The sequence below is a fragment of the Phocaeicola sp. RTP21359st1_B8_RTP21360_211022 genome (assembly GCF_040911965.1).
In the GTDB taxonomy this organism is placed as follows: Bacteria; Bacteroidota; Bacteroidia; order Bacteroidales; family Bacteroidaceae; genus Phocaeicola; species Phocaeicola vulgatus.
This window is the reverse complement of sequence record NZ_JBDFXP010000012.1, coordinates 80478-101134: the sequence shown is the minus strand read 5'-3', so window position 1 is coordinate 101134 and position 20657 is coordinate 80478. Positions and strand designations below refer to the sequence as shown.

At 42.2% G+C, this 20657-nt stretch carries 14 protein-coding genes; 8 read left to right on the top strand and 6 right to left on the bottom strand.

All coding sequences use genetic code 11. The features are described from left to right. Nucleotides 1-10: 10 nt before the first annotated feature. The 3 genes from AB5062_RS08310 to AB5062_RS08300 are packed head-to-tail and all read left to right on the top strand — an operon-like array spanning nt 11 to nt 2277. Nucleotides 11-214, top strand: coding sequence for a hypothetical protein (locus AB5062_RS08310; protein WP_005853025.1), 204 nt, complete (start codon nt 11-13; stop codon nt 212-214). Next, nucleotides 192-1703, top strand: a complete 1512-nt coding sequence (locus AB5062_RS08305) for a radical SAM protein (protein WP_005853023.1) — start codon at nt 192-194, stop codon at nt 1701-1703. The genes AB5062_RS08310 and AB5062_RS08305 overlap by 23 nt, the downstream gene beginning before the upstream one ends. Further along, nucleotides 1696-2277: a cysteine peptidase family C39 domain-containing protein gene (locus AB5062_RS08300; protein ID WP_005845663.1), complete on the top strand. Its 582-nt coding sequence runs from the start codon at nt 1696-1698 to the stop codon at nt 2275-2277. The genes AB5062_RS08305 and AB5062_RS08300 overlap by 8 nt, the downstream gene beginning before the upstream one ends. Here AB5062_RS08300 and AB5062_RS08295 read toward each other — a convergent pair. Further along, nucleotides 2243-2854 carry an outer membrane beta-barrel protein gene (locus AB5062_RS08295; protein ID WP_032947614.1) on the bottom strand — a complete coding sequence of 204 codons (612 nt, stop codon included), beginning with the start codon at nt 2852-2854 and terminating at the stop codon, nt 2243-2245. The genes AB5062_RS08300 and AB5062_RS08295 overlap by 35 nt on opposite strands. A 384-nt stretch (nt 2855-3238) precedes the next feature. On the opposite strand from AB5062_RS08295, the gene AB5062_RS08290 reads away from it, so the two are divergent. Continuing rightward, entirely contained in the window at nt 3239-3607 is a 369-nt protein-coding gene (locus tag AB5062_RS08290) for a hypothetical protein (RefSeq protein ID WP_368326857.1), read from the top strand. Between the two features lie 364 nt (nt 3608-3971). Here AB5062_RS08290 and AB5062_RS08285 read toward each other — a convergent pair whose 3' ends face one another. Next, entirely contained in the window at nt 3972-4127 is a 156-nt protein-coding gene (locus AB5062_RS08285; protein WP_005853013.1) for a hypothetical protein, read from the bottom strand. 229 nt (nt 4128-4356) lie between these two features. Continuing rightward, the gene (locus tag AB5062_RS08280) at nt 4357-6411 is read right to left on the bottom strand and encodes an RNA degradosome polyphosphate kinase (RefSeq protein WP_005853011.1); all 2055 of its coding nucleotides are present in this window, start codon (nt 6409-6411) and stop codon (nt 4357-4359) included. 57 nt (nt 6412-6468) lie between these two features. On the opposite strand from AB5062_RS08280, the gene AB5062_RS08275 reads away from it, so the two are divergent. The 4 genes from AB5062_RS08275 to AB5062_RS08260 all read left to right on the top strand — a co-directional run bounded on the left by AB5062_RS08275 (nt 6469) and on the right by AB5062_RS08260 (nt 13548). After that, nucleotides 6469-6966 carry a metallophosphoesterase gene (locus tag AB5062_RS08275; protein ID WP_005845668.1) on the top strand — a complete coding sequence of 166 codons (498 nt, stop codon included), beginning with the start codon at nt 6469-6471 and terminating at the stop codon, nt 6964-6966. A gap of 48 nt (nt 6967-7014) precedes the next feature. After that, nucleotides 7015-8154 carry a dTDP-glucose 4,6-dehydratase gene (gene rfbB / locus AB5062_RS08270; protein WP_005845671.1) on the top strand — a complete coding sequence of 380 codons (1140 nt, stop codon included), beginning with the start codon at nt 7015-7017 and terminating at the stop codon, nt 8152-8154. 471 nt (nt 8155-8625) lie between these two features. Continuing rightward, nucleotides 8626-11718 carry a TonB-dependent receptor gene (locus AB5062_RS08265; protein ID WP_005845673.1) on the top strand — a complete coding sequence of 1031 codons (3093 nt, stop codon included), beginning with the start codon at nt 8626-8628 and terminating at the stop codon, nt 11716-11718. A gap of 12 nt (nt 11719-11730) precedes the next feature. Beyond that, entirely contained in the window at nt 11731-13548 is a 1818-nt protein-coding gene (locus AB5062_RS08260) for a RagB/SusD family nutrient uptake outer membrane protein (protein ID WP_005845675.1), read from the top strand. Between the two features lie 186 nt (nt 13549-13734). Here AB5062_RS08260 and AB5062_RS08255 read toward each other — a convergent pair whose 3' ends face one another. From AB5062_RS08255 to AB5062_RS08245, 3 genes are read right to left on the bottom strand one after another with little or no spacing between them, the layout of a single operon-like run. After that, nucleotides 13735-16965 (bottom strand): glycoside hydrolase family 2 TIM barrel-domain containing protein, encoded by a 3231-nt coding sequence (locus AB5062_RS08255; protein ID WP_005845677.1) that lies wholly within the window; start codon nt 16963-16965, stop codon nt 13735-13737. A 55-nt stretch (nt 16966-17020) separates the two neighbouring features. Then, nucleotides 17021-19090 carry a trehalase family glycosidase gene (locus AB5062_RS08250; RefSeq protein ID WP_368326858.1) on the bottom strand — a complete coding sequence of 690 codons (2070 nt, stop codon included), beginning with the start codon at nt 19088-19090 and terminating at the stop codon, nt 17021-17023. Nucleotides 19091-19121: 31 nt separating this feature from the next. After that, the gene (locus AB5062_RS08245) at nt 19122-20657 is read right to left on the bottom strand and encodes a RagB/SusD family nutrient uptake outer membrane protein (protein WP_005845681.1); all 1536 of its coding nucleotides are present in this window, start codon (nt 20655-20657) and stop codon (nt 19122-19124) included.

Genomic DNA, 20657 nt, shown 5'->3' with positions numbered 1-20657 from the left:
AAAGAAGAATATGAAAAAAGAAGACCCCGACAACAAGCAACCGGAATACACCCGCTATTCCGAAGATGAAGAACAAGTGCTGGACTTGAACGAACTGATGGACGTACAAGGTGGCATAGATGACAAGGAGTTATCCAAATGTGGCCTGGGATGCTATACAGGCGGATTCGTCGATCCTACAAAAACACAAGATGAAAATACCGGAAATGAATAAAGTATATGTGCTGAACCCTCATTATCATCTGAGACATGATATTCACAGGGTCGCATTATTCTCCAGTACGGGGACAGATACCGACTGCTCCCGGAACTGGCATACTTTTATTCACCCGCTGCAAGCTGTCATGCTGAGTTTTTTCACGTATGACAGACCTTTGCAGACAACTCTCCCTCTGCTGTGCGACTTCTTCTGCCGGAGCAAGGAGGAGATGATCAAATGGGTATCGGACTTCATTGATAATCCGACCCCCATTTATACCTCCTCCCAGCAGGGAGAAATTTATTTTCCCAAACGTATATTGATTGAAGCGGAAAAGGCAGGCAAAGCATTGCGTTTTGACCGGCTGCAAGCAAATTCTTTTGTCTGGAAAAAACTGGATCTTACTACAAGAAGGCTGTATTCCGGTCCGTTGCTCCTCACATTCATGCTGACCAACCAATGTGTCACGCATTGTAAGTATTGCTATGCAGATACATCAACGCAAATAAAATCCCCACTCACCACCCAACGCATGATGGAGCTGATCAAGGAAGCTTCAGACCTGCAAGTACAACAAGTAAATCTGATAGGTGGTGAAATATTCCTGCATAAAGACTGGAAAATCATATTAAAAGAATTGGTAAAACGGGGTATTGCCCCCGAATTCATATCGACCAAAATGCCTGTAACCCAAAAACTGTTGCAAGATGTACAGGAAACAGGGTATCAGGGAATTGTTCAAATTTCACTGGATGCCATTCATTCCGAAATACTGACCGCCTCGCTGGGAGTAAACGGAAATTATGCCAAAGAGATGCTTCACGGCCTGCAATTACTGGATGACAGCGGACTGAATTATCAGATTTCATCTGTGCTGACCAACTACAATTGCCAGATGAATGTCTTGGCAGAATTACTGCATGAATTATCTCATCTGAAGCATATACGCGACTGGCGTATTATCCCCGCCAGTAATTCCATATACAAAGAGTATAATGTATTTTCGCATTTGAAACCTACTAAAGCGCAAATTACAAAGGTATTCAACCAAATACGCCCTCTTCTCACACAGGTTTCCTTTCCCGTGATTTTAGGGAAAGAAGTAACCGATAAAAACTATCAAGATACCTGGGGTGGAAGCCGGTGTTTCAAAGGAAGCGAATGCTCTGCATTGACCACTCATATGTTTATATTGCCTGATGGTAAAGTGACTGTATGCGAGCAACTTTACTGGCATCCACAATTTATCATAGGGAATGTAACCACACAAAGTCTGAAAGAAGTCTGGCATTCCCCTCAAGCCTTGCACCTTTGTTCCTTGTCACGTCAGGATATCAACAAAGAGAGTCCATGCAGGGAATGCCGTCTTTTTGAAGACTGTTTCAGTTATCAGAACCGTTGCTGGAGTGATATCATAAAAGCTTATGGAAAGGATTGTTGGGATTTTCCCGATCCGCGTTGCTGTTTTGCTCCTGCCATGAAAAATAAATTAAGTTATGACTGAAGACGAACTTGACAGAATAAAAAAATCATTTGTCCGTTCCAGTGACGAATGTCCCATGGAAGTGGCCTGTCTGCTCACTGTCATGAAATACTATGGCGGTCAACAAGATGCACGCACACTAGCCGAATGGTGTAAAGTAGATGGAAAATATACGTTGATGGGTATGAAACAGGCAGCTATACGTGCAGGAATGGAAGCGGAAATCTGCTTGCAAAACATGGAACAATTGTCCACCAGAAAATTTCCTGCCATACTTTTTGCCATCAATGATTTCGAAGTACCGGGATATGTGGTTTGTTATGGCATTCATGAAGGCCGCTTCATTATTTGGGAGCCGGGATTCGGCCCTATGCAATATTGGGAAAACCAAATGAAAACATTATGGATAAGAGGAATAACTCTTACTCTGTTTCCCACCCACGAATTTATGCAGAAAACGGATTTTCAACTAAAATGGTGGGAGTTGTATCCGTGGAGTAGGAAATGGAAAAGAAGACTGAACCGCTGGTATGAATATATCTGGCTAAATTATCCCTGGTTCAGGGAAATGGTAACACAGCTAAGACGGAAATGAATGGAGTAAGCCAAGTCCAATTATTCCATAGGGGCAGATTGAACCCCTTAGCCGTCAAACTAAGTTTTTTATTACATACGATTCTTTTGTTCTGTGGAGACCAAAGCCCCATAGTAGGTGATAAAACCAGCGAGGCAAAAATCTTATCATAGTCTGGTGCATTAATCATATTAATTAAAGCAATCGTAGGATCATCTTCTGAATAAGCTCCACTAAAAGAAATAATCGCATCTTTAACATATTGATATCCGGCTGATAAGTATACCCATTTATAAGTTGTTCCTAAAGTTATATTATGAGATAAAGAAGGTAATAAAAAAGGATTACCACCCTCATATGTATACCGATTAATATACATTACATTACTTCGCAACTGAGCATAATATGGACGAGAGTATAATAGTTGCGCATCTGAATATAGTTGTATTGTTCCCATATTTGAACTAGTGCAAGGTAGGAGAATAGTGGAATAGCCAACTGAAGAAATTGGTAATACTCCTTTTGTTTCATTTGATTTTATATTAAAAGCTCCGGTTTGATCACTGATAGTACCTTGTAAAAAAGTAAAATCAGGCAAAGAAAACAACACTATATTGGCAAACTCTAGCGGCTGTTTTTTTCATCCACTATTATTCCACTAATCATCTGTGCATGTATGCAAAGAGAAACCAGTAAGAGGCAGAAAGTTATATATAATTTTTTCATAACAATATCAATTATTTATCGGTTAAACCGGAACGCAAATGACACAAATCTAACCTCCGGCAGGTTTATATCCATGCTGTACTGTTATTAATTTGTATCATTTGTGTTCCAATTTTAATTTATAGAACGAAATAAATCCGCGTTCCATCCATCAATTCCCATTTATCATCCGGTGGTATGATGGCGGATAATCATTATGTATCATGCATCGCCGCATCTTACATATCTTTTACAAACAGACCTGTTAAAACCGGATGTGTCAAAACTAAACTATCCGCTATATCCTCCTTGGGATTGGGCTGAAAAATCCTTCAGATGTTACAGCCACTCCGCAAACCCTTTGCTGACGGGCGTTCCGGCTGAAGGATTCGATCATTTAACTGTTTCAGCCCGCTTGCAGATGTTTCAGCCGGTAAAAGTAAGGTGTTATGAGATCTCGAAAACTCTCAAGACAGTTTCAAGACCTATCATTATCCGAGGTCGGACACGAAAAAAGACAACTTTCCCGGCACAAAAAGAAGTAAGAGCTTGGAGAAAATGCCTGGTCGTTCTCCAGGAACATTCGATGGCAAGTGGGGAAGTGCCGGTCTTGCAGGCAGGTAAAAAAGATAAGTTCGTTTTTTAAAAAGGTCCTTTTCTTTTGCTAAAGACATCCTTATCTTTTTTTTAATGGAACTTATGTTTTTCGAAAAGAACAAGTTCTTTCAGCGCGTGGGCTGGTGTTCTGGCAGGAACCACTTCTACCGGAATAGTGAGGGCGTGAATCGGAACTTGTGCAAGAATTTGCGAAACTTGTTGCAAGATCCGGCAGAACTTGTATCAGGATTCCGGACCCTCCGACAGGAAAAAACGCGGCTTTTTGAAACCGTACTTTTGTTTTTTGGAAGTGTGCGTTCAAATTGCTGGAACGGACGCCCGTTTTTCAGGCTGAAACATCCGCAAGCGGGCTGAAACAATTAAATGATCGAATCCTTCAGCCGGAACGCCCGTCAACAAGGGGTTTGCGGAGTGGCTGAAACATCTGAAGGATTTTTCAGCCCGAACTTACGGTGCATTACTTCCGGAGTCGTGGACGGTGGTTCGGGCAGACAAATATGTAAAAGTCCATTCCATTGGGAATATATGAAATGATAATCCTCAATCATACCACAAAATATTTGTTTATAGAATGGGATGACGGATGGAACACGGATTTTTTTACTTTACCTGTCATTGGGTTTGCAAGTACAAATTTAAATTTTAAGTCCGTTTTTGTCCGCTTCGTCCGTGTAGTTCGCATTCCATCCCCCCGTTTTATAAATTTCCATTTATCATCCGGTGGTATGATTGCGGATAATCATTTCAAATAAGATAAAATATGTTATTTCATATTCTTCATTTATTCTTCCTCTTCAAGTATTCATAAAAAGCATATTGCGCCCGTACCGGTTCTTCTTCCGGATTCCTTTTCAACACATTATTCAGATTTTCATCCACCCAACCGGCTTTTCTGTTATCTTTTAACTGAATAGCCAGCATATCTATCAGTTGTTGTTTCAGATCTTCGTCAAGAATGGGGGTAACGGCCTCTATACGCCGGTACAGGTTGCGCCTCATCCAATCCGGCGAACCCATGAACAGAAGCGGTTTTCCTCCATGGTGGAAATACCACACCCGGGCATGTTCCAAAAAGCTGTCCACAATGCGAGTGATACGGATATTTCTGCTATAAGGCTGATTGGGAATCAAGCAGCAGATACCACGTACTATCAAGTCTATTTTCACTCCTGCCTCACTAGCCTTATATAATTCATCTATCATGGCAGGATCTTGCAGCGCATTCATTTTTAAGATAATCCGCGCTTCTTTTCCCGCCTTTGCCATATTTATCTCATATCCGATACGTCTTCTCAGTTCCGGCAGCAGATTAAAACGGGCTACCAACAAACGCTTGAATTTGGGTTCAGTCACTTCTTTCTGTAATACCCGGAATAAAGTATACAGATCATTCACAATAATCTCGTTGGAAGTGAACAAACCGGAATCAGCATATATCCGGGCAGTCTTCTCATTGAAATTTCCGGTACTGATATAAGCATAGCTGCGAGTCTGTTTTCCCTCTTTGTTATACCGCAGTACAAGCGCCACCTTGGCATGCACTTTCAATCCCGGTATACTGAAAATAATATGTATCCCCGCCCGCTTCATCATCTCGGCGGTAGCCAAATTGTTTTCTTCGTCAAAACGGGCCTTAAGTTCTACAAAAACAGTTACTTTTTTACCATTCTGCGCAGCAGCAATCAGCGTATTGATAACAACCGAGTTTTCCGCCACCCTATATTGGGTAATCATGATCTCCTTACAGGACGGGTCATGAACGGCCTCATACAGGAAATGGATGAAATGTTCAAAAGAATGATAAGGGAAATGCAACATCAAATCCTTCTTGCTCACATAACGGAATATGGATTCTTTCTCATCCAAACAATTCAATGTCATGGGACGAGGTTTCAATTGGGTACAAAGTTCCTTACTGGGATTAGGCAGATGAGCCAAATCCTCCAAGTTCAAGTGTTTGTCTCCCGGAACCAAATCATCACGATTGATGCCAAATGCATCGACCAGAAACTCCAGATAATCCGCAGGCATCTTGCGGTCATAGACAAAACGGCATACAGCACCTATTTTACGCTTTTTCACCTTTTTACGCAACTGTTCCACCATAACTTCGGAACTGGTTGCATCATCCACGAAAATATCGGCGTCACGAGATATCTTGCAACAATAACTGCAATCCAAATCATAGCCCGGAAACATACGGTTGATATTCGCCTTTATAATATCTTCCATATACATCAGGTAAAAGTTTTCTCCCTGTCGGGGAAGTTCTATGAAACGGGGAACTTTGCTATAAGGCAATTTGATAATATAGTATTCCTTTTCCCCCGTGTCTTTGCGCGTCACGCGTACCGACAGATACAAACGGTTGTCACGTAAAAAAGTCTTGATTCGATTCTTGCATACCGGAACAGGTTGAAGATAGGGAAAAATTTCTTCCTTAAAGAAATTACTGATAAACTCCTGATGAAAAGGCTCTACCTCCTGTTTACTTTGATAAAAAATAATATGATGCCTGCGCAAAGCCGGAACAATCTTATGCTCATAAATGCGGATACGGTCTTCCATCTGGCTATTGACAGCTTCGGTTATCTGATGTATCAGGTGTCTGGCTTCTTCCTGTGTCATATCATCACTTTGGCCACCGGAAGCGATGGCTTTATGTTCCGCTACACGAATCTTGTAGAATTCCTCCAGATTAGAAGAATATATAGAGATAAAGTTAATCCGTTCATACAACGGAAGGGAGTCGTCATCCGCCTCCAACAACACGCGATAGTTGAAAGACAACCAACTGATATCACGCTTGAAATAATGATATTTGCTCTCCATATTATGCTTAGATTTGTTCCAAATATAGTACCTTTGTCGATAATAAACAAAAAAACTATGACAAGAATCGGATTATTATCGGATACTCATGCATTTTGGGATGACAAATACTTGAAATACTTTGAGAATTGTGATGAAATATGGCACGCCGGAGACATCGGCTCGGTGGAAGTCGCCCGGAAACTGTCCGCTTTCCGCCCCTTCCGGGCTGTATATGGAAATATTGACGGGCAGGACATACGCAGACTTTATCCTCAAACCAACCGCTTCACCGTAGATGGTGCCGAGGTGTTGATAAAGCATATAGGCGGATATCCGGGCAACTATGATCCTTCCATCCGCGGCAGCCTGCTGGTGAAACCTCCCCAGCTTTTTATCAGCGGACATTCGCATATATTAAAGGTGAAATATGACAAGACACTGGATATGTTACACATCAACCCGGGAGCAGCAGGTATTTCCGGATTTCATAAAGTGAGAACATTGGTACGTTTTTGTATCGATAATGGAGAATTTAAAGATTTAGAAGTAATAGAACTGGCGGATAAGTTGTAAGATTAAAAAATCTTTCCGAACTTTGCACGCACTAATATCAAAAACAATATGAAGACTTATCTCGTTACAGGAGCTGCCGGATTTATCGGAGCCAACTATTTAAAATACATCCTGGCCAAACATGACGACATCAGGGTGGTGGTACTGGATGCCTTGACTTATGCCGGCAATCTGGGAACTATTGCATCAGACATTGATAATGAACGTTGTTTCTTCGTAAAAGGAGATATATGCGACCGTGATTTGGCAGACCAACTATTCTCAGAATACAAGTTTGACTACATCGTGAATTTTGCAGCAGAAAGCCATGTAGACCGCAGTATTGAAAACCCACAATTGTTTCTGCAAACTAATATTTTGGGAACCCAAAACCTGCTGGATGCGGCCCGCCGTGCCTGGGTGACGGGAAAAGATGAGAATGGTTATCCTACCTGGCGTAAAGATGTACGTTACCACCAGGTATCTACAGATGAGGTATACGGTAGCCTGGGAGCAGAAGGTTTCTTTACTGAAACAACTCCTTTATGTCCGCACAGCCCATATAGTGCCTCCAAGACAAGCGCTGATATGATTGTCATGGCTTATCGTGATACTTACAAAATGCCGGTAACCATTACCCGCTGTTCCAATAATTACGGTCCGTACCATTTTCCCGAAAAACTGATTCCGCTGATCATTAAAAACATTTTGGAAGGAAAGAAACTTCCCGTATATGGTGACGGAAAGAATGTACGCGACTGGTTATATGTAGAAGACCATTGCAAAGCCATCGATTTGGTTCTGCGCAAGGGTCGCGAAGGGGAAGTATATAATGTAGGCGGACACAATGAGAAAGAAAACATAGAGATAGTAAAACTTACCATAGCCACTATTCACCGGATGATGACGGAAACTCCCGAATATCGCAAAATCTTGAAGAAAAAAGAGTTGAACGATAAAGGTGAGATTTCTATCGACTGGATTAACGAATCATTAATCACCTTTGTCAAAGACCGTTTGGGACATGACCAACGTTATGCTATCGATCCTACCAAAATCACTAATGAATTAGGATGGTATCCTGAAACAAAATTCGAAACCGGTATTGTAAAAACAATCCAATGGTATCTGGAAAATCAAGCATGGGTGGAAAATGTAACAAGTGGCGATTACCAAAAGTATTATGAAAGAATGTATAAAAACCGATAAAGAATACATCTTATAATATTTAAAAAAGTCCCCAGATAAGAAAGGCGTTCTTATCCGGGGACTTTTTTATCTTAATATTTCCAACACCAGATTTCAGCTATAATAAAACAATAAAATAGAATTTGATATAGATATGTTCAACAACATAGCATATTCACTTTTATCTTCGATTACTTTCGTATATTTTTGCGCCTACAAGATAATTATAACACAAACAGTGCACTAAAAATAAAATAAAGAAATCATTTTAATATTTATAAATATAAAATCATAAAATAGCAAGAATAAAGAAATAAAACAAAAAACACAAACAAATCTCCAAAGTATTAAAAGGCAGAAACATGAAAAAAAAGAAAGAAAACAAAAGATTAATCTAACATAATAAGTTTACGATTGAAACCAAACTGATTCAACAACTTGATATAATAATCAACCTTTAAAAACAAATAGTGAATTAATAAAGAAGCAAAAATGAAAAACATGAAGAAAAATCCAAAACAAAACCGGGAAAGCAGCCTTATGCGTAGTCCCCTTATTTTAGGATTGTCAATAGTCCTATGCATACCGGTTGCCTATTCGCATGCAAAGTCAAGTAACATAGTGAAAAATGAATCGGTTCAATCGATCCTGCAAGGACGTACCATCAAAGGTCAAATTATTGATGAGAACAATGAACCTTTAATCGGGGTATCCGTCATAATCAAAGGTGCAAGCACCATAGGAACCATCACGGATTTTGACGGGAATTATGCACTGGAAGTTCCTGCCGGAAAAAATGTTCTCGAAATATCCTATATAGGATATAAAACCCAGGAAATAACCATTGGCAAAAACACACAATTGAATATCAAAATGCAGCCTGATACCCAGACATTGGATGAAGTGGTGGTGATAGGATACGGTACTGTAAAAAAAAGAGATTTGACTGGAGCTGTTGCTTCCGTAAAAAGTGAGGATATTGTCCGAATGCCAACCAGCAATGTACTAGAAGCTATTCAAGGACAGGTGGCAGGTTTGGATATCACTCGCAGTAGCGGAGAAGCCGGTTCCGGAGTGAACATGACCCTACGTGGCACACGCTCCATCAATGGTGACAATAGCCCGTTATTCATCATTGACGGAATGGAAGGCTCTTACGATGAATTGAATCCGAATGATATCGCTTCTATTGAAGTACTGAAAGATGCCTCCTCTACAGCTGTTTATGGTGCTGCCGGAGCAAATGGAGTTATCATCATCACCACCAAAACTCCTAAAAAAGATAAATTCTCCATTGATCTGGATGCCTACTATGGTTGGAATGTCATCTCCAGCTTCCCCGAAGTAAATCGTGGAGAGGATTACATTAATTTCCGCAGAGAAGCACAAAGAACGGTAGGTGCCTGGAACAGCCCGGCCGATGACGGGAATCTTTTTCCCAGCTATATGCAAAAATATATAGACAACAATCAATGGGTGGACTGGTTTGATTTAGCTTCACAAACCGGTATCACCAATAGCTACAATCTAAGCACATCTTATTCTAATGACCGGGTCACCTCTTATTTTTCTTTAGGATATTACAATTTGGAAGGATTATTGAAAGGAGACGAACTGGAACGCTACTCGGCACGTGCCAAAATAGATTTTAAAGCCAATGAAATGGTAAAATACGGACTAAACCTATATGCCATGTATTCTGAAAATGACAAGCGTTACAGCCGTATATGGAACCGTATTCTCTGTATGCCGCCATTGGGTACTCCTTATGATGAAGACGGCAATCTGGTAGACTACCCGTTGGGAGACGGCAACATGAATCCGCTGGCCGATATGGGAGAAGACCAATATGTAAATAATGTAAAGACATTGAGCGTAGCCCCACAGATTTATGTAGAATTGACCCCGTTAAAGGGACTTTCATTCAAGAGTCTGCTTGGCGGATATTTCCGGAATATGAAAGAAAGTAAGTATACCGGCACAAAATCATATCAGGGACTGGAAAGCGGGCTAGTGCAAGCCACTATCCCCAACACCTTCACTTATAATTATAAATGGCAGAATATCCTGACATATAACTTCAAAATAAAAGAGGATCACGATTTCACAATAACCGGAGTCACTGAATGGTCAAAAGACCAAAAAGAAAAAGCGACCGCCACTGCCAACAAATTTGATACGGATTCTTATCTATACCATAATTTAGGTGCTGCAACCGGTACACCCACAGTTTCTTCTTCTTATGTAGGTAGCCAAAAAATGTCCTATGTCGCCCGTATCAACTATAGCTATAAAGGACGTTACCTATTGACATTAAGCAGCCGCTGGGACGGTTCATCCATCTTGGCAGATGGAAACAAGTGGGATATGTTCCCCGCAGGAGCTATTGCCTGGCGCATCAGTGATGAACCCTTCATGCAGAATGTAAAAGCTGTTTCCAATCTGAAATTACGCGCCAGTTACGGTGTCACCGGTAATGCCGGTGCTTCAGAATACGCCACATTAGATTACAGCCGCACAGGCATTATCGGATTTCAAGATGTAGGAGTCCCTTATAGCGGTTATTCCCAATCCATCGCCAACAAGAGTCTGGGATGGGAAAAATCTTATATGACAGATCTGGGATTCGACTTGGGATTATTCAGTGACAGACTGAACGTGGCGTTCGACTGGTATCGGACAGACACCAAAGATATTTTATTCGAGAAAAACCTGCCCTATGCAACGGGAGGTTACGGCTCCTCTCCTTTCAAAATATGGTCTAATGTAGGCGAAACACGCAATACAGGTGTGGAATTAAGCATTACCAGCCGTAACTTTGTCGGACCTGAATTCCAATGGAGCACCACACTGGCATTCTCAACCAACAAAGAAGAAGTGATAAAAACAACCAGCGAAGGCCCGCTTCAGTTCGGAGACTACTACCTGATTCCCGGTGAGGCAATCAAGACTTATTACGGATACAAGTATGCCGGAATATGGGGTACAGCCGAAGCAGAAGAAGCAGCCAAATACAGTCAGAAACCCGGACAAGTCCATATTGCAGAAAATGGTACTCCCGATTACAAGCTGAATGCGGATGACTATTATGTTCTAGGAAGCGCCACACCGAAATGGTCGGGCAGTTTACTTAATAATTTTAATTATAAGAATTTCGACCTGAGCATTTTGTTGATTGCCCGGTGGGACTGGACAATCCCTTACGGTCTGACCGGATGGTATCGTACAGACGGTCTGACGCCTTCACCTACCGTATGTGACTACTGGACTCCTGAAAATCAAAGTGCCCGCTATCCCCGTCCGGATGCAAGTATTACAAACGGACAGGACCCGTATCAACAATGGGCTAACTATTTTGACGGTTCTTATCTGAAAGTAAAAACCATTTCACTGGGCTACACATTCCCCAAGAAATGGTTGAATGCTGTAAAAATTGACAGAATGCGTGTATACTTTACTGCAAACAATCCGTTTATTTTTACAAAATGTGACTATTTGAAAAACTACGACCCCGAAAAGGGAGGAAATGATGACGACGCACCGTTATCTAAACAATACGTATTTGGCGTTAATATCTCATTCTAAAAACTTATACAGATGAAAAAACATAAATTACTCTCTATATCAGCCGTAATCATGATGTTGTCTGCCTACGGTTGCAGCCTGGATGAATTTAATCCCTCCGGCATCTCCACAGAACAAGAATGGTCTACCCCGGCAGGCTATGAAAAGAAAGTGAACGACTGTTACTTTGACCTGGTCCGCATAGTTTATGGTCAGGCAGAAGACACCTATCTAATGGTTGCAGAAGGTGGAACAGACATTTGGCAAGATACGAATCCCGATGGTACCAACGGTAACTGGAGCAAACTACTCCGTTATGAAGATTACGGTGCTTCCAACGGTATGTTGAATGAAGGATATGCGGGTTTCTATGGTATATTGAGTGCATGTAATGCAGCTGTCCATTATGCCGACAAAGTGGAAGGTCTAAGCGAAACAAGAATCAACGAGTTGGTCAGCGAAGCAAGATTTATCCGTGCCCATGCCTTATATAATATTGTAGAGCAATGGGGAGGCAAATACCTGCCATTGGAGCCTATGAACAGTCCTATTTCCGTTCTTCCTTGCAGTTCGGTTAATGATTTTTATAAAGTAATTCTGGAAGATCTGGAATTCGCCATGAAAAATCTTCCTATCACACAGGAAGTAAAAGGACACGTGACACGTGCAGCCGCTTATCATTTATATGCCAAAGCCTGCCTCACTTTCTCCACCTATACAGACGGTCTGGGTAATACCACCGCCCTGACGGACAGCGAAAGCAAAACCTATTTGGAAAAAGCAAAGGCGGCGGCAGATTACCTGATTCAGAACGCCGGTTCGTTGGGAGTCAAGCTTTATGATGATGTAGAAGCTGTTTTTGATGAGAACAACAATAAAAACAACGAAGAAGCACTTTTCATTGTCTGCCACTCTACCATTACGGCTTATAATCCTCGTGGAAACTATTTCAACCGTGTATGGAAACACTCCGAAGCATACAATAACAATACCTCAGGCATCTATCTTTCGGGCATGACACCCAGTTACGCTACGAACATCAACGGGTACGAAGTTCCCAAACTGGCAAAAGGTAACTGCTATATGGAACCCAGCAAGTATATGCTTGATTTATATGGAGAGAAAGACGGCCGCTATAAAGCCTTCTTCAAAGACACTTATTATGTGAATAACGCTACGAACAGTACCAAGAACGGATATACGTGGAACGAGGCCGATGCACAAAGATACGGTCTATCCACCAGCAGGGTCGGCAATTCTGCCTATGATATCACTTTAGGAGATACGGCTGTCTATTTATCTCGTAAGACCTATACACAAGCCGAAAGAAACGCTTGCCGCTATGCCATTTTCAACTTGGAAGACAACTATGCCGACACAAAAAGTCCTCTGAAGTTTTTCCCAAGTCTGAAGAAAGCAGATTGTCCTAGCCTATATGCCGGTTCAAATGCCTCCAAACCTTATTCCTCAGCAGACTGTATTGTCTACCGTTTAGGAGAAACCTACCTGATATCAGCCGAAATTGACTGGAGATTAGGCAACAACCAAAGTGCTGCCGAAAGACTGAACACACTTCGGAACCGTGCCTGTAAAGGACATGACCATAGTATGGATATCACAGCTTCGGAAGTTACCCAGGATTTCTTGCTGGACGAGTATGCACGCGAAATGATTGGTGAATGGAACCGCTGGATGACCTTGAAGAGATTCCGTGCTTTCGAAAGCCGTATCACAAAAGCTAATCCGCAAATCACAAAATTCGATAAGAACATTCACTATTTGCGCCCCATTCCCACAGCCGAATTATTGTTGATTGATAACGCTAATGAATATCAGAATCCGGGATATTAACCGGTATGACAAATATAAAAAATAAAAAGACAGCTTGGATAGAATTCACTATCCAAGCTGCTTTTTTAAGAGAGATACTTCACTCACTGAACCATCCCCCTTCTGACCTTAAATTATTCACAAAAGGGCTACCGCAAATAAGTAAACAATAATTATCAGCCCTCTTTCTTTTTGAACGAACCTATGTTACTTAAAATTCAAATATTGCCGGTTTCCTGATACTCCATGCTGCTTTGCAGGACAGAAACGGAAGGAGAACGACATACGTTCAGCCGGAATCAAATAAGGCTGATGAGGATAAGCCCCCCAACTGGTATCACCACCCACTCCCATCTGTTTCAGGTCAATGTTCCATGTCACCATATCCTTGAACTGGATATCAGATAAATGACGCTGCGATTTACGAAGGCCCGGCTCATCTAAATCTTCTGTAGGGAACAGATAAGCACTGGTGCTGACATAAGGCTGTCCGACAACCATCAATCCCTGTCCGGCGGTATCTGTCAGGCTCATCCAACGGACTTCAGTCTTATTACCGTTTTCCTGCGGACGGTCATACGGGAAATACTGATCGGCCACACTTCCCTTGTACAGACCTACATAAGAAGAAGTATTCCGGTCTATATAATTCTCATGAGGACCACGTCCCAGCCATTCCATCTGACTAAACTGCTTGTTCAGTGTAATACTAACCCCCATCCGGGGCAATAAAGGCAATGTATCGTTACCCGGAATGAAAGTACAGTTCACATCCAAATACCCTTTTCCCGAAAAATGATAGGCAACGATAAAATCAGACTCTCCTACAGGCAACTTATAATGAGAAACAACCTCATAAGCTTCTTTACCCAACGCCTTTTGTTTCATGGACAACAGTTTTGCCTGACGCCCCGCATCACGCCACGGACGCAAGGTTTTATTCATGCCATTTCCCATATCATTATCCGTCACAGGACGCCAGAAATTAGGACGTAAAGCTTCTTTTATCAGCTCCGTACTTCCCTCTTTATAAGAAGTCAAGGCACCGGTTTCCTTATCAAAACCTACGCTCAGATTACCGGCTGTAAGTGTCAACAACGAAGCCGCATCATCTGCTACCACCGATGAAGACTGAACCTCAGCAACAAACGGCTGATAAAATGGAAGACTCACCTGGGCATCAGCCAGTTTTGTTCCGGCTTTCAGCAGACCATCCTCATTTTTCAAACTGGCATAGAAATTCAAGAAATACTCCACACCGGGTTTTACCTGTATGGCTGGAAAAGAAGTCTTGAACTTACCCGTCTGCTGAGGAGCCAGGGATACATTATCAATAGTTCCGGTAGCCAGAAGTTCACCATTCCCCTCCAGCTTCCAAGTAAAATTGAAATCACTTAAATCCGTAAAGAAGTACTTGTTACGTAACTCTACCCATCCCTCATGATAATCCAATAAAGAGAATGCTATATTTTGATATACTTTTTTCACTTCATGGATATGCGGCTTCAAGGTACGGTCGGCGGCAATCAGACCGTTCATACAGAAATTGGCAGAACTTGGAGTACCTTTCGGAGCCAGGTCACCTCCGTATGCCCAATAGAATTTTCCATCCGGCGTCTTTGCATACAAGCCCTGATCTACCCAGTCCCAGATATGTCCGCCCTGTAAAGAGGGATATTTCTCTATCACATCCCAATAATCCTGAAGATTTCCTTCACTGTTGCCCATAGCATGGGCATATTCACATAGAATCAGCGGTTTGGTCGGAAGATAGAGAGAATGATTGATCAATACATCTATCTTTTTATACATTGGACAGAAAATATCGGTATAAGGTCCCTTTATTCCGTCTTCCGAATGCACGGGACGCTGTGAACGGTCATTGGCATGTACCCATTTATAGGTAGCCGCGAAGTTACATCCCTCACCGGTTTCATTACCCAATGACCAGATAATGACACAAGGATGGTTTTTGTCACGCTCGAACATACGTTCCGTGCGGTCTATGAAAGCTTTCTCCCATTCGGGCTGGTTAGCTAGGCATTGATCGGGCTTATATCCCATGCCATGGCTCTCGATATTGGCCTCATCAACCACATACATACCATAAATATCACATAATTCATACCAGCGGGGATCGTTGGGATAATGAGAGGTTCGTACACTGTTGATATTATTCTCTTTCATCAATTGAATATCACGCAGCATGGATGCCTCATCTACCACATGACCGTTATAAGGATCGTGTTCGTGTCGGTTTACTCCTTTTATATAGACCGGCTTGCCATTTACCAGCAGTTGAGCATGTTTGATTTCGGATTTACGGAAACCTATGTATTGGGAAATATATTGTTCCGGTTTGCCATTTACACGCAAAGCAATCAGCAATCTATACAGATTCGGTTTCTCCGCACTCCATAACAAAGGTTCTCTCACTTCCTTTTTAAAATGAAGTTCCCGATCGGCAGCATTCCAACGCTTACGCTCATTGTAGATACTTTTGCCTGCTTTGTCCAACAGGCTTACTTCCACTTCAGCCCCTTTTATTTTACCTTCTCCTGCTTTGCCCAACTCTACAAAAAGATGAAAGTCAGCATTCTTGTATTCCCCGTCAAGATCGGTCACCACTTCATAGTCGCGCACATGAGTTTCAGACCGGGCATACACATAGACATCACGCTGTATGCCGGCAAAACGCCAGTAATCCTGATCTTCCAGATAGTATCCGTCACTGAACTTGAAAACCTGTACGGCTATTTCATTCTCCCCTTGTTTTACATACGGCGTAATATCAAACTCCGAAGGTGTTTTGGAATCCTGAGAGTAACCTACTTTTTCACCATTCACCCACACATAAAAAGCAGAAGCCACTCCTCCGAAATAAAGAATAATCTGGCGTTTATTCCAATGAGCAGGAATAGTAAAAGTACGTCTATAAGAGCCAACCGGGCTGTTTTCCACTGCAATCAATGGTGGATTCTTCTTTATACCATACCCACTGCCTACATAAAAAGGATAGCCGAACCCTTGAAGCTCCCAATTGGAAGGAACTTTAATATCATCCCAACCTGAAACATCATATCCTTTTTGGAAGAAGTCCATCGGTCGTTCATCCGAACGGGGTACAAAATGAAATTTCCATGTTCCGTTCAAGGATTGGAAGTAAGGAGATTGTGATTTATCACCCTGCAATGCCAATTCTTTAGTGGGGTATCCCATAAAATTAGCCGCCGAAGGCAGACGATTGATATGAAGCACATTAAAATTTTCCCAATCATTATCCGAACGGGGGTATTTGTTTTTACGCACTTCTACATTGTCTGTGCTCGTTTCGTTAGCGCTCCTGTTTACCGGAGCACCGTCATATTGGGATTGTGCCATACCTGCCAACGACAAAGATATGGCAATCCCTGTCAATATAGAACGAATTTTCATCATAAATATATCTTTTAATAAATTCGGAGTATCCGCATACTGATTTTTACTTCCACTATCATTGATCCAACAACAATCGCAAAATCAAAGCAGAAGACCAACCAAAGTTGGGTGCATTCAACACTTCACCTGTCAGTGGATTGTAGTTTTCATGAATCGGTCCGTCGGTCATCAGTCCTTGAGCATGTGCCATGAACTTGCGAGTCAGCAAGTCGGCTTCCTCCACATATCCGTAGCGCTTCAATCCGGTTATACCAAAATATACCTGGTTAAACCAAACCGGACCACGCCAATAACCGAAAGTAGGACGCAATGCAGGATGACTTACATCAAGAGTACCTAGCGGCAGGTAAGAGTTGAAATGTTTTTCATCCATCATGATGTTCTTCACACTCTCGGCTTGTTCCGGGGTAGCAATACCTGCCCACAAAGGCAACCACCCCTCAGCCCCCATCACCTTGACAGGTGTACGGTCATTCAAACGAATATCATAAAAGAAACCACTCTCGCTGTCATACATTTTAGTCTGTACATACAGCTTGATTACCTCAGCCTCCTTAGCCAACTGTTCAGAAAGCTCCTGCTTTCCCAAGATAGAAGCCATTTCCGAAAGTGTCAGTTTATCTACATAAAGGAAGGAATTCAAACAAATATTCTCCTGATCCATCGACCAAGCTTTCTCCATCTCATTCTTTAGCATCCGGGTGTCATCAAAACGCACACCGTTATCCATGCCGCTCTCCCAAGCCGCCGCAATCAGTGTACCATCAGTAGAACCATATTCGCAAATGCCATTGTGATCGTGGTCACGCTCAGCATACCACCATTGATGGAACTTATACAATTTATCAAATATTTCGTCCAAGAACGCTTTGTCTCCTGTAACCTTATAGACATTCATGGCTCCCCATGATGCTACAGGAGGTTTGGAGTCGCGCCAATTGTTACGTGCCTTATTATAACCGATAAAATCAGGAACCATACCATTCTCTGCCTGATAATCGAACAAAGAAAGCATTTCACTCTTGGCCCCTTCGGGATTATAGTACACATTACCCGATGCAATTTGCCAAGCATCCCACGACCAACATCCACCGATGAATCCTGTATAGGAAGGGAAACTACAACCATGGAAGATATCACCGGCAGGAGTACGCCAATTGGAGTTCAACGTCATCAATGCTTTCACAGCAATGTTCCTGTAAGCGTTTTCTTTCATATAAGGACTGTCGGCAGACAGTATCCGTTGAAGCCCCTGATTCCAACGCTGCGCATTCTCGGCAAAACATTGATCAAAAGGTATGGATTTTATTGCAACATACTCCTTATCTGCCTCTTCGCCTTTCAAGGTCAGTGTCTGGCTGTATTCCGAAGTATAACTTTTGCCGGATTGCAGCAAATAGTCACTCTTCTCAACAACTTGCAAACTGTCGTTCCCCACAGTCATCACTTCATCGGCTGTATGGAAAAGCACGGTAGCCGTCACCTCGTCTACCGGCGGTTCGTTACGCAGTGTGATAATCTGGCGATTGGTTCCCCAACGGCGACCGTAGAACGGATAATGGAACCGAACGCCCTTATCCACCTTAGTGGCAGTAGTATTCTCTTCAAAAACACCGCCACTCCAAGTCAGTGACACATTCAAAGGTGTGTCACTAAGATTTGTAATAACAGAACGTACAAAAGCAGTGCGTGAAGTGGCAAAACACAAGTCAGTAGTGAATTCCAACCGCGCATCTTTAAAATGTTGTACCAACTTTCCAGGTAGATACTTGGCTGTCTGCATATTACGAACCAAGTCGTACTTTTCACCATTAACCACCAACGTAGGCTGTGCCAACGTTTGGGCAATCCATCCTCTTCCATGCATCGTCATAGGCCCGATGAAGGCACCCGCAAATGCCCTGCTTTGGTTTACTGGCAATGCATAGCCACTCCATGCACCCAGATCAGAGAACAAATTGAGATCCCCATCTACAGGTTGTTCCGGTACATTTTTCACATTCAACAAATTGGGAAAATCTTCCTGTGTCGTAAACAGGGACTTTTCCGGCTGTGTAGCGACCGGGGTACATGCCCCCAGCCAAAGAATGCTACACATTCCATATATAGGAAATAAATGTTTCATAAACGGTTCTTCCAAAATTATACAAACAAGATTACTTGCTATAGTTCGGATTCTGCTCCCAATCGGGATTCAACAGAAATTCACTATGAGGAATAGGAAACAACTGGTGCTTGGTATCTACATAATTCTCAACAAACGGTTTATTGTGAGCTTTCAGCGTTTCTTCTACAATACCCCAGCGAACCAAGTCATACCAGCGCGAACCTTCCAATGCCAGCTCGCAAGGACGTTCTTTGTCTTGCAGATGTTTCAAGACTTCGGCTTTACTCATGGTAAGCGGCAATGCCGGTACATTGACACGTGCACGAACCTTATTTATTATGTTAATGGCCTCTGTTGTTTCACCCTTGTCATTTAGACATTCTGCATAAAGCAACAATACATCGGCATAACGGATAACGGAAACATTAAAGAAACTATAGTCCCAATAATCACTCATACCCTCGGTATAAGTAACATATTTGTGCCAGAAGATTTCTCCTTCTTTGTGGTAATCCTTAAAGGATTTTCCATTCTTATAATAAAAGGGACGACACTCGGGATCGTCAAAAATAAGCGTATGAAGTGCACGGTCGCTAGACTTACCGTCTATAGTCTTATCAGCCAATAACGTCTGACACATCCAGTCCGTAGGATAAGCTTCTTCATATGCATCCAGCCCAGCCATAGGTCCCAAATGAACGGTAAACAAGTTATATTCATACTGTCCGCCTGAACGGTCTCCGGTAAACTGAATCTCAAAAAGAGACTCTTTATTGTTCTTGTGCATACCGTCAAAATTATCAGCCCAATTCTCCATCAAGCCAAAAAGACTTCCTTCTTTATCAATGATTTTCTTGAACTCAACTTCGGCTTTACCCAATTCTTTGCGGAACATATAGAACTTACCCAAAAGGGCTGCTGCCGTATAACGCGTGACACGTCCTTTTTCACTTTCCTCATAACTTTCGGGAAGGTCGCTCTGTACTTCTTTCAGTTCAGTCTCAATCAGACTTACCAGTTCTCCCGGATTGGCTTGTGGCGGATAGAACTCTTCATCCGTACCTGCCAATGCCTCCTTATAAATAGGAACTCTCTCGCCAAAATTCACATACAAACGATAATAAAAGTAAGCACGCAAAAAACGGGCTTCGGCTATAGACTGCTTCTTCAAGGCATTGAGTGATTCCGAGTCACCAGGTACAGTGGGAATGTTGGTCAAACATTGATTGGCATAATTAATACCTTTATACAAATTAGTCCACTCCGTCTTGACTACGGAGTTAGTGGGTTCCACATTGAATGATGAAATATTCATCCAACTCGTCACATCATCTCTGTGGGTAATCTCATCACTTCTGTATCCGTCTATTACTATGTAGCGTTCAAACGGTATCGCCCAAGATGCATTCGGCTGCAACGCTCCGTATACACTAGTCAATCCTTTCATAATATCCCCTTCACTTTTCCAGAAAATACCAGGTGATAAAGCATTGGGATTAGAGTCTTCATCCAAGAAATCTGTGCAAGAGGAAAAAGACATTCCGCTCAGAAGAGCTGCATATAATAATATGTTTTTGAATTTCAT